We start from the raw sequence: 10736 nt of genomic DNA, 5'->3' as shown, positions 1-10736 counted from the left end.
GAACTGCCGTTCCAGGCCCGGTCGGTGCCGCTCCGGTTCCCGCTGGAGTCGGCCGAGTTGCCCTTCCAGCGGCCGGCCTCGCCGGAGATGTAGCTGTCGCCGAGGGTGACGCTGGCGGTCGGCGCCAGGTGCGGACGGCGACGGCGGACTGGCGGGCGGTGGCCCGCCAGTCGATGGAGCGGACGTCGTCGCCGGGCACGTAGTCGCGCAGGCTGTCGAACTCGGTGCCCTCGCCGCGCAGCAGCACGCTGGTGCGGCCGTCGAGTTCGCGCAGCCGGGCCAGCTTGGACGGCAGATGCTTGCGGCTGCTGAACGGCGGCAGGACCCGCACCGTACCGGGCACGTGGTGGCTGCCCTGGCGGGCGGCGAGGCCGAGCGGGCCGTGGGAACGGATCGTCACCCGGACCGCCTGCCGGTCGCCGCGGCGGGTGGGGTGCAGCACGGTGGTGACACGGCGGCGTTCGCCTGCGGGGACGGCCAGATGGTGGCGGGACGCCGCGTACGCGTCGCCGGGCTGCCAGCTGCTGGGCGGCCAGGCGTCGCGCAGATCCGCCCTGAGGTCACGGCCCGACGGGTTGGTGACGGTCAGTTCGACCTCGGCCGACTCGCCGAGCCGGATGGACTGTGTGGCGGGCCGGGCGAGACGCAGGGTCCGGACCGGGGCGGCGCGCAGCAGGTCGTAGCCGATGGCGGCGAGCAGGGGCAGGCCGACGACGGCGATGCCGGTCCAGCCGGGCAGCAGTCCGGCGATCAGCGCGCCGAGGGCGGCGATGAGAGCGGTGCGTCCGGTCAGGGCCATCAGCGCGGGACCGGGACGTGCGCGAGGAGGCCGTTGATGACGGTGTCGGCGGTGATGCCCTCCATCTCGCTCTCCGGGCGCAGCCGGACGCGGTGCCGGAGCGTGGGCAGGGCGAGGGCCTTGACGTCGTCGGGGATGACGTAGGTGCGGCCGGAGAGCCAGGCCCAGGCGCGGGCGGTGGAGAGCAGGGCCTTGGCGCCGCGCGGGGAGACGCCGAGGGCGAGGGAGGGGGAGGTGCGGGTGGCGCGGCAGAGGTCGACGACGTAGCCGCTGATCTCGGGGGAGACGGTGACCTTGGCGACCTCGTCGCGTGCGGCGGCGAGTTCGCCGGGGCCCGCGACGGTGCGGACGCCGGCGGCGGCCAGGTCGCGGGGGTCGAAGCCGGCGGCGTGCCGGTTGAGGACGTCGACTTCCTGTTCGCGGGTGGGGAGCGGCAGGGTGAGCTTGAGGAGGAAGCGGTCGAGCTGCGCTTCGGGCAGGGGGTAGGTGCCCTCGTACTCGACGGGGTTCTGGGTGGCGGCGACGAGGAAGGGCTCGGGCAGCGGGCGGGGGGTGCCGTCGACGGAGACCTGGCGCTCCTCCATGGCCTCCAGCAGGGACGCCTGGGTCTTGGGCGGGGTGCGGTTGATCTCGTCGGCGAGGAGGAGGTTGGTGAAGACGGGGCCCGGCTGGAAGGAGAACTCGGCGGTGCGGGTGTCGTAGACGAGGGAGCCGGTGATGTCGGAGGGCATCAGGTCGGGGGTGAACTGGACGCGCTTGGTGTCGAGTTCGAGGGCGCTGGCGAGGGTCTTGACCAGCAGCGTCTTGGCGACGCCCGGGACGCCTTCGAGGAGGACGTGACCCTTGCAGAGCAGGGCGACGACGAGGCCGGTGACGGCGGCGTCCTGGCCGACGACGGCCTTGCCGATCTCGCCGCGCAGGGCTTCCAGGGCGGTGCGCGGGGAGGCGGGGGCGGGCTCGGCGGGTCCGGTCGGGCTGGTCACTGGCGCGGGTCCTTCGGGGTCTCGGGGGCGTCGGGATGGTCGGGGGTGAGGCGGTTTTCCAGGGCGTCGAGGGCGTCGGCGAGGGCCACGAGCGCGGGGTCGTCGGCGGGTGCCGGGCCGAAGAGGAGCTGGTGCAGGTCGTGGCCGGGCTGCCCGGTGTGGGCGGCGAGGGCGGGGACCAGGGTGTCGGGGGTGTGGGCGGCCGCGGCGGGGAGGCCGACGCGGGGGGCGAGCCGGCCGCGGGTGGCGGTGCGCAGGGCGTCGGCGGCGCGGTCGCGGGCGCCGTTGCGGTGGTAGAGGCGGGCGCGGCCCTCGGCGGTCTCGGCGGCGCGTACCGCGACGGGGAGCCGTTCGGTGACGACGGGTCCCAGCCGGCGGCCGCGCCAGAAGGCGGTGAGGGCGGCGGCGACGGCGAGTTGCAGGGCGGCCCAGCGCCAGCCGGGGGCCATGAGCTCGGTGAGGCTGCGTGCGTCGTCGGAGCCGGGGGCTTCGGCGGTGGTGGGCAGGTACCAGACGAGGTGGTCGCGGGCGCCGAGGAGCTGGAGGGCGAGGGAGGCGTTGCCGTCCTCGGCCAGGCTCTGGTTGTGGAGGATGTCGGGGGCGCCGAGCAGGACGGTTTCGGTGGGGGAGCCGGCGTCGAGGGTGACGAGGGTGGGCAGTCCCTCGTACGGATAGCAGGCGAGGGTGGTGGGGTCGGTGTCCGGGTCGGTGGGCGGCAGGTAGCCGTGGCCGCCGAGCCGGGCGTCGCCGGCGCGGTCGGTGAGGCCGGTGGTGCAGCCGGGGTCGAGGGTGCTGGTGGGGAGGGGCCCGATGGCCTCGGTGCCGGGGGCGAAGACGGCGGTGGTGTCGGGGCCCGCGGCGACGAGGACGGTGCGGGTGCCGGTGCGCTGGGTGGCGCGGTGCAGGGCCTCGCGGCGTTCCGCGGTGAGGTCTTCGGGGTGGGTGATGAGGAGGGTGGTGCCGGGGCGGAGGGCGGCCAGGGCTTCGTCGGAGGTGGTGGCGACGGTGATGTCGACGCCGTGGTCGGTGAGGAGCTGGTTGATGGCGCGGCTGCCGAGCGGGGCGGCGGAGGAGGGGTGGAGGGCGCTGTTGTCGCCGGAGCGGAGCAGGGCGAGGACGAGGCCGGTGAGGACGAGGACGGCGGCGGCGATGAGCAGGCCGCGGCCGCGGCGCCAGATGCGGCCGGCGGTGGGGGAGACGGAGCTGCCGGTGCCCGTGCCGGCGGTGTCGCCGGCCGGGGCGGCGGCGGGCGCGGGGCCGGTGCCGGTGGCGGTCATCGGGCGGCTCCGGTGAGGTCGGGCTTGGTGCGCAGCACGGTCGCGTCGAGGTCGCGCAGTTCGTGGTGGTCGGCGGGGGTGGCGTGGCCTCCGCCGTAGGTGACGGCGCCGAAGGTGGTGGCGGCGGCGCGCAGCCGGGGGGCGAGGGCGGGCATGACGCGGGCGGCTTCGTCGGCGGCTTCGCCGGCGGTGCGTCCGGGGCGGGTGTCGAGGAGGGCGCGTTCTTCGAGGGAGCGGACGAGGGCGCGCAGGTGTTCCTGGACGGCCTGGTCCCACTGTTCCGCCCGGGCGAAGTGTTCGGCGGCGGCGCGGTGTTCGGCGGCGGTGCGGGGGCGGTCGGTGAAGAGCGCGCCGGTGGTGGCGCCGCGTGCGGTGCGCAGGGCGCCGAGGCGCAGCCGCAGGGCGATGAGGAGGCCGATGACGAGGAGGGCGATGATCAGCAGGCCGAGCCAGCCGCCGGGGGCGTGGAAGGCGACGGAGTCCAGGGCGCCGAAGACGCGGTCGATGACCCAGGTGAAGACGCGGCGGACGAGGCCCGGTTCGTGTTCGGCGTAGATCTGCCGGGAGAGTTCGCGTTCGGCCGCCTCGCGGGCGGCCTCGCGGTCGACGGTGAGGGGTGGTTCCGTCGCGGTGCTGTCGGTCATGGCCATGGTGTGGGCCATGGCCATGACCGTGCCGGTGCTGTTCATGGTGTGGTTCTCCCCGTCGGCCCGTCCCCCCGCATGGTGTCAGCTTCCCGGCTGGGGGGTGATGCCCGCGGCGCGGGCCAGCTCCAGGTCGAGGGCTTCGCGGCGGATGCGCTGGTCGATGTAGAGGAGGGCGGTGACGCCGGCGCTGATGGGGAGGGTGATGGCGGAGGCGATGACGGCGCCGATGCCGGAGATCAGCAGGTAGGTCCAGGTGAGGTCGCTGAGGGAGCCGCTGATGAAGCTGTCGAAGCCGCCGTCGGAGCCGATGATCTCGGCGATGACGGTGAACGGGATCTCCAGGATGCCGCTGACGATGGTGACGAGCACGGTGATGAGCAGCTGGATGCCGAAGATGCGCCACCAGGAGTTGCTGACGAGCTTGAAGGAGCGGCGCAGGGCGGTGAGGACGCCCTGCCGCTCCAGCATCAGGGCGGGGGCGGCGAGGGAGAGCCGGACCCACAGCCAGATGGCGAAGACGATGCCGCCGAGGAGGCCGAGGATGGCGATGGCGGGGCTGTCGAGGAGGATGCCGAGGAGGACGGGGACGGCGACGGCGGCGACGACGATGAGCCCGGTCAGCAGGGTGAGGCCGAGGAGGCGGTGGAGCTGGCGGCGGGAGTCGTCCCAGGCTTCGCCGAGGGTGACGCTGCGGCCGAGGACGGCGCGGCTGACGACGATGGTGAGCATGGCGGTGGCCAGGACGCTGCCGAGGAGGGTGGCGATGCCGGCGACGGAGGAGAAGGCGCCGACGTCGACGAGGCCGTCGCGGAGTTCCTCGGCGGTGGGGTCGGGGTTGTTCTCCAGGGCGGCGAAGCCGGAGTTCTCGGAGAGCCACAGTTTCATGGCGACGCTGGAGAGCAGCTGGATGACGACGGCGATGCCGAGGGAGATGGCCAGGACGGTGCGCCAGTGGGCGCGGGCGGTGGAGACGGCGCCGTCGAGGATCTCGCCGAGGCCGAGCGGGCGCAGCGGGATGACGCCGGGTTTGGCGGCGTACTCGCGCGGGCCCCAGGCGGGGGGCGGGGCGCCCCAGCCGGCGGGGGGCTGCTGGCCGTAGCCGGGCTGCTGTCCGTAGGGCGGCTGCTGTCCGTACGGGGGCTGGTGGCCGGGCTGGGGCGGGACGCCGGGGCCGGCGGTCCAGCCCTGGGGCTGCTGGGGCTGCGGCTGCTGCTGGCTGGGGGGCGGAGCGGGCGCCGTGGTGCGGTCCGGGTCCTGCTCGGGCGGCTGGGAGCCGGGCGAGGTCCAGCCTGGCGCGTCACTCACGGCTTCGTACTCCTACGCTCGTATCGCTGGGTGTTTGTCGTTTCAACGGGATCTGGATGTTCATGGTGCCACGGTGGTCCGCCGGGTGTGACGGGCCGTGGTAGTTCCCGTACCCGGCTGGGCAGCGGCCCGCTCGGGATGTGTTCCAGATCACGTTCGGGGAAGTCACGATCAGGGGATGGGATGATGAAGGCATGAAGGGACGCGTACTCGTCGTCGATGACGACACCGCGCTGGCGGAGATGCTGGGCATCGTGCTGCGCGGCGAGGGATTCGAACCGTCGTTCGTGGCAGATGGCGACAAGGCGCTGGCGGCCTTCCGGGAGATCAAGCCGGACCTGGTGCTGCTCGACCTCATGCTGCCCGGACGGGACGGCATCGAGGTGTGCCGGCTGATCCGGGGTGAATCCGGTGTGCCGATCGTCATGCTCACGGCGAAGAGCGACACGGTGGACGTCGTCGTCGGCCTGGAGTCCGGCGCGGACGACTACATCGTGAAGCCGTTCAAGCCCAAGGAGCTGGTGGCGCGGATCCGGGCGCGGCTGCGCCGGTCCGAGGAGCCGGCGCCCGAGCAGCTGGCCATCGGCGATCTGGTGATCGATGTGGCCGGGCACTCGGTGAAGCGCGGCGGGGCGACGATCTCGCTGACCCCGCTGGAGTTCGATCTGCTGGTGGCGCTGGCGCGCAAGCCGTGGCAGGTGTTCACGCGCGAGGTGCTGCTGGAGCAGGTGTGGGGGTACCGGCACGCGGCCGACACCCGCCTGGTGAACGTGCATGTGCAGCGGCTGCGCTCCAAGGTCGAGAAGGACCCGGAGCGCCCGGAGATCGTCGTGACCGTACGGGGGGTCGGGTACAAGGCCGGGGCTGCCTAGGTGGGCACCCGGCTGTGGCGGCGTGGATCCCGGCTGCTCCCCGAAGGGGCGACGAGCGGCCGGGCGCAGCCCGCGATACGGATATTCGGCCGGTGGGCGCGTGGCCCGCTGCTGCCGGTGCTGCGCCTGTGGCGGCGCAATATCCAGCTGCGGGTGGTGGCGACCACACTGCTGATGTCGGTGGCGGTGGTGCTCGTGCTGGGCATCGTCGTGATGGGGCAGGTGCGCAACGGTCTGCTGGAGGCCAAGCGGCAGACGGCGATCAGCCAGGCGGACGGCGGGTTCGCGGTGGCGGAGGACCTGGCGGGCAACGCGCCGGACAGTTCGGACCCGGGTGCGGGGCAGGCGGTCGATCCGGGGTCGTGGATCACCGGGATCGTGGAGCAGCTGGCCTCCGGCGGCCAGGGGGTGTACTCGGTGGTGGCGCTCAGCTCGCAGCTGTCGTCCACCCCGTTCGTGAGTGACGCGGGCCCGGCGCTGCGCGGGCCGCGGGCATCGGCGGACATCCGGCCCGAGGAGAGCATCCCGGCGGAGCTGCGGCAGGCGCTGGACCGCGATCCGGCCACCCACCGGCAGTACGGGACGATCGTGCGGCCGGACGGCAGCTCCGAGGCGGCGCTGATCGTGGGGCGGCGGCTGACGGACAACGAGAACGGCCAGTACCAGCTGTACTACCTGTTCCCGTTCACCCAGGAGGAGAAGTCGCTCAGCCTGGTGATGGGGACCATCGCGACGGCCGGGATCTTCCTGGTGGTGCTGCTGGGCGCGATCGCCTGGGTGGTCGTCCGGCAGGTGGTGACGCCGGTGCGGATGGCGGCCGGGATCGCCGAGCGGCTGGCCGCCGGGCGGCTCATGGAGCGGATGAAGGTCTCCGGTGAGGACGACATCGCCCGGCTCGGTGAGTCCTTCAACAAGATGGCCCGCAATCTCCAGGTGAAGATCTCCCAGCTGGAGGAGCTCTCCCGGATGCAGCGGCGCTTCGTGTCGGACGTGTCGCACGAGCTGCGGACCCCGCTGACGACGGTGCGGATGGCGGCCGAGGTGATCCACGAGGCGCGCGAGGAGTTCGACCCGGTGACGGCGCGCTCGGCGGAACTGCTGCTGGGGCAGGTCGAGCGGTTCGAGTCGCTGCTGGCGGATCTGCTGGAGATCAGCAGGTTCGACGCGGGCGCGGCGAGCCTGGAGGCGGACCACAGCGATCTGCGGGACGTGGTGCACCGGGTGATCGAGGGCGCGGAGCCGCTGGCGGAGCGCAAGGGCAGCCGGCTGCTGGTGCGCGGCGCGGAGCGGCCGGTGGTGGCCGAGGTGGACGCGCGGCGGATCGAGCGCGTGCTGCGCAATCTGGTGGTCAACGCGATCGAGCACGGCGAGGGCCGTGACGTGGTGGTGCGGCTGGCCGAGGCCGAGGACGGCTCCGCGGTGGCGCTCGCGGTGCGCGACTACGGGATCGGGCTCGGCGAGGGCGAGGCGGAGCGGGTGTTCAACCGGTTCTGGCGGGCCGACCCGGCCCGGGCCCGTACCACCGGGGGCACCGGACTCGGCCTGTCGATCGCGATCGAGGACGCCCGGCTGCACGGCGGCCGGCTGGAGGCGTGGGGCGAGCCGGGCCGCGGGGCGCAGTTCCGGCTGACGCTGCCGAAGGCGGCGGGCGGTGTGCTGCGCGGCTCCCCGCTGCCGCTGGAGCCGGCGGACGCGCGGCGGCGGGTGGCGGCGATCCCGGCGCAGGGCCGGGGCGATACGCAGGCGCGGGCCGGTGCGCCCGCGGGTCAGGCGCCGGCGGAGCCCGGGGAGGACAGTGGCCGTGGCAGGTGAGCGGTGGCGCGGCGGCGTGCGGTCGGTGGGGCTGCTGCTGGCCGGCGGGTTGCTGGTGGGCGGCTGTGCCTCGATGCCCTCCAGCGGTCCCGTGCAGCGGGTGGAGACGGCGGACCGGGCGGAGAACGAGTCGCCGGTGCGGATCTTCGGGGTCTCGCCGCAGGAGAACGCGACGCAGCAGCAGATCGTCCGGGGCTTCCTGGAGGCGATCACCAGTGACGAGGCGCAGTTCGACACGGCGCGCGAGTATCTGACGCCGCAGCGGCAGCAGCTGTGGGACCCGTTCGCGAGTACGACGGTTCTGGCGTCGGGGCCCGACACGACCAGCCGGCTCCCGGAGGGCGAGCAGCAGGGCGACGGGCAGGACGCGGGGGCCGAGCAGGCGGCGCAGTCGGCGGTGGTGGAGCTGAGCGGCACCCTGCTGGCGACGGTGGACACCGCGCACGGGTACACCCCGCAGGAGGGCGGCTACCACGCGTCGTTCCGGCTGCAGCGGGTCGAGGGCGAGTGGCGGATCGACGAGCTGCCGGACGGGCTCGTGATGAGCGCGGCCGACTTCCAGCGCAACTACCACTCCGTGAACACGTTCTATTACGCGGATCTGGGGCCGGAAGCGGGCAAGGCCGGGGAGAGCGGGCAGACGCTCGTCGCCGACCCGATCTACGTACGGTGGCGCATCGACCCCATCGGGGAGGCCGTCGGCGAGCTGCTGTCCGGCCCGGGCGAGTGGCTGGCGCCGGTGGCGCGCACCGAGTTCCCGCAGGAAGCCGGTCTGGTGCCGGAGCGCAACGCCATCACCATGGACTCCGGTGTGCTGACGGTCGCGCTCACCGGGATCGACCCCGGCGTGAACCGCACCCGCTGCGAGCTGATGGGCGCCCAGCTGCTGCACACCGTGCAGGCGCAGTCCTCCGGCGAGGTGTCCGAGGTGCGGCTGACCGACCCGGCCGGGTCGCGGCTGTGCGCGCTCTCCCGGGCCGAGGCGAAGAACCTGGCGCCCGGGCTGCTGGACGCCCGCTCGGGCAGCTCGTACTACCTGGACGAGGAGGACCGGCTGATCACCGTGCCCGACGTGGACGCCGAGCCGCAGCCGGTCACCGGCGCGCTGGGGCAGGGCACGGTGCCGCTGCGCGAGGCGGCGGTCAGCCGGGACGAGAACCGGGCCGCCGGGGTCACCGAGGACGGCACCGCGCTGCTGGTCACCGAGATGTGGGGCACGGACCCGGCGCCCGAGGCGCTGCAGCTGAGCGCGGCGGCCGGGGCGGACGCCGGGCTGTCCCGGCCCAGCTGGGACGGGCTCGGCGATCTGTGGGTCGCCGACCGCGACCCGGCGCACCCGCGGCTGCTCCGGCTGTCGGGCGGTGTGGGCACCCCGCAGGAGGTGCCGGTGCCGGACCTGCCGGCCGGCCGGTACATCGAGTCCGTGCGGGTGTCCTCGGACGGGGTGCGGATCGCGATGCTGCTGGCCGGGGACGACGACACCTCCACGCTGTGGCTGGGGCGGATCCACCGCGCCGCCGTCGGGGAGGCCGTCGAGGTGTCGGTGCAGGGCCTGCGGGCCGTGACACCGGTCCTGGAGAAGGTGACGGCGCTCTCGTGGGCCGGGGTCAGCCGGCTGGTGGTCGTGGGGCGCCCGGCGGACGGGGCGGAGCAGTTGCAGTACCTGGGCACCGACGGGTCGCCGGTGGCCTCCTCCAACACGCCCGGCCTCAACGACGTGACCGCGGTGGCCGCGTCCGAGAACGACACCCTGCCGCTGCTGGCCGAGACCGGGGACCGGATCGTCCGGCTCCAGGACCGCAGCCAGTGGAAGCTGGTGACCGATCGGGGCTCCGCGCCGTTCTACCCGGGGTAGGGCCGGCCGTCCGGCCCGGCCGGGACGGAGCGGAGCGGTGGAGACCTTGCGGGGCTTGTGGCGGGAGCTGGGCGGCCTGGTGCTGCCCGCCCTGTGCGCCGGATGCGGCGCGGCACGGGCGGTGCTGTGCGGGGGCTGCCGGGCCCTGCTGTGCGGGACGGGCGCCGTGGCGCGCCCCGTGCGGCCCGTGCCGGAGCCGGCGGGGCTGCCGGTGGTGTACGCCGCGGTGGAGTACGCGGGGGCGGCCAGGGCCGTCCTGCTGGCGCACAAGGAGCGGGGCGCGCTGGCCCTGGCCGCGCCGCTGGGCCGGGCGCTGGCGCTGAGCGTAGGGGCGGTGCGGGCGGACGGCGACCGGGCGGTGCGGGCGGGTGCGGGCCGGGTGCTGGCGCTGGTGCCGGTGCCGTCGGCGCGGGCGGCCACCGCGCGGCGCGGGCACGACCCGGTGCGCCGGATCGCGCTGGCGGCGGCGGCGAGGCTGCGGCGCGAGGGATGCGCGGTGCGGGTGCTGCCGGTGCTGCGGCAGACGCGGGCGGTGGCCGATCAGGCGGGTCTCGGCGCGGGGGCAGGCAGGGCCAATCTTGCGGGCGCGCTGACGGCGGAGGGTGGCCGGGCGTTGCCGGCGGGTGATCCGGTGGTCCTGGTGGACGACGTGGTGACCACCGGAGCGTCCCTGGCCGAGGCCGCGCGGGCGGTCCGGGCGGCGGGCGGACGGCTGCTGGGTGCGGCGGTGGTGGCGGGGACACGGAGTGCCCCGGGGGAACGTGGGTAGGGAACTACGCGTTGGTAAGGGTGTCGGGAGTGCGCCATTGGAGGTACTTTCGAATCAAGGCGTGGTGGTACGAACCACCGTAAAAGTTCATATTCGTTCTGTACCAAGGGAGCCGCTTCGCCGGCGCAGGCGGGGCGTTCCGGGAACGGAGTTCTGCGTGGACATCGTCGTCAAGGGCCGCAAGACCGAGGTGCCGGAGCGATTCCGGCGGCACGTGGCCGACAAGCTGAAGCTGGACCGCATCCAGAAGTTCGACGGCAAGGTGACCAGCCTCGACGTGGAAGTGTCCAAGGAGCACAATCCACGCCAGGCAGACCGTTCCGACCGGGTGGAGATCACCCTCCGCTCCCGGGGACCGGTCATCCGGGCGGAAGCGGCGGCGGGCGACCCTTACGCAGCGCTCGACCTGGCCACCGG

At 74.3% G+C, this 10736-nt stretch carries 10 protein-coding genes; 5 read left to right on the top strand and 5 right to left on the bottom strand.

Going from position 1 to position 10736, the window contains the following annotated elements; translation table 11 throughout:
- From ACFV5N_RS18115 to ACFV5N_RS18095, 5 genes are all read right to left on the bottom strand, one after another.
- A partial coding sequence (locus ACFV5N_RS18115) for a DUF58 domain-containing protein (protein ID WP_385600562.1) occupies positions 1–799 on the bottom strand: 799 nt, incomplete at its 3' end.
- On the bottom strand, positions 799–1782 hold the full coding sequence (locus ACFV5N_RS18110) for an AAA family ATPase (RefSeq protein ID WP_385600559.1): 984 nt from the start codon (positions 1780–1782) through the stop codon (positions 799–801). The genes ACFV5N_RS18110 and ACFV5N_RS18115, both read right to left, overlap by 1 nt.
- Entirely contained in the window at positions 1779–3059 is a 1281-nt protein-coding gene (locus ACFV5N_RS18105) for a DUF4350 domain-containing protein (RefSeq protein WP_385600556.1), read from the bottom strand. Before ACFV5N_RS18105 ends, ACFV5N_RS18110 begins: the two co-directional genes overlap by 4 nt.
- Positions 3056–3748, bottom strand: a complete 693-nt coding sequence (locus tag ACFV5N_RS18100) for a DUF4129 domain-containing protein (protein WP_385600554.1) — start codon at positions 3746–3748, stop codon at positions 3056–3058. The genes ACFV5N_RS18105 and ACFV5N_RS18100 overlap by 4 nt, the downstream gene beginning before the upstream one ends.
- A gap of 39 nt (positions 3749–3787) precedes the next feature.
- Positions 3788–5011 (bottom strand): hypothetical protein, encoded by a 1224-nt coding sequence (locus ACFV5N_RS18095; protein ID WP_385600551.1) that lies wholly within the window; start codon positions 5009–5011, stop codon positions 3788–3790.
- A 194-nt stretch (positions 5012–5205) separates the two neighbouring features.
- On the opposite strand from ACFV5N_RS18095, the gene mtrA reads away from it, so the two are divergent.
- From mtrA to hpf, 5 genes are all read left to right on the top strand, one after another.
- Entirely contained in the window at positions 5206–5883 is a 678-nt protein-coding gene (gene mtrA / locus ACFV5N_RS18090; protein ID WP_019435185.1) for a two-component system response regulator MtrA, read from the top strand.
- Positions 5884–7695, top strand: coding sequence for an MtrAB system histidine kinase MtrB (gene mtrB, locus ACFV5N_RS18085; protein ID WP_385600547.1), 1812 nt, complete (start codon positions 5884–5886; stop codon positions 7693–7695).
- The gene (locus ACFV5N_RS18080; protein ID WP_385600544.1) at positions 7685–9550 is read left to right on the top strand and encodes an LpqB family beta-propeller domain-containing protein; all 1866 of its coding nucleotides are present in this window, start codon (positions 7685–7687) and stop codon (positions 9548–9550) included. The genes mtrB and ACFV5N_RS18080 overlap by 11 nt, the downstream gene beginning before the upstream one ends.
- A 37-nt stretch (positions 9551–9587) precedes the next feature.
- The gene (locus ACFV5N_RS18075; protein WP_385600541.1) at positions 9588–10319 is read left to right on the top strand and encodes a ComF family protein; all 732 of its coding nucleotides are present in this window, start codon (positions 9588–9590) and stop codon (positions 10317–10319) included.
- A gap of 157 nt (positions 10320–10476) precedes the next feature.
- The coding region (gene hpf / locus ACFV5N_RS18070) for a ribosome hibernation-promoting factor, HPF/YfiA family (protein ID WP_385600539.1) at positions 10477–10736 on the top strand (260 nt) is incomplete at its 3' end.

The sequence above is a fragment of the Streptomyces sp. NPDC059853 genome (genome assembly GCF_042731495.1).
Lineage (GTDB): Bacteria > Actinomycetota > Actinomycetes > Streptomycetales > Streptomycetaceae > Streptomyces.
This window is presented reverse-complemented; position numbering and strand designations above follow the sequence as displayed.

Bases quoted from the DNA above. Each gene is read 5' to 3' on its own strand.
- ACFV5N_RS18105 (WP_385600556.1), bottom strand. From the start codon at position 3,059: ATGACCGCCACCGGCACCGGCCCCGCGCCCGCCGCCGCCCCGGCCGGC.
- ACFV5N_RS18100 (WP_385600554.1), bottom strand. From the start codon at position 3,748: ATGAACAGCACCGGCACGGTCATGGCCATGGCCCACACCATGGCCATG.
- mtrA (WP_019435185.1), top strand. From the start codon at position 5,206: ATGAAGGGACGCGTACTCGTCGTCGATGACGACACCGCGCTGGCGGAG.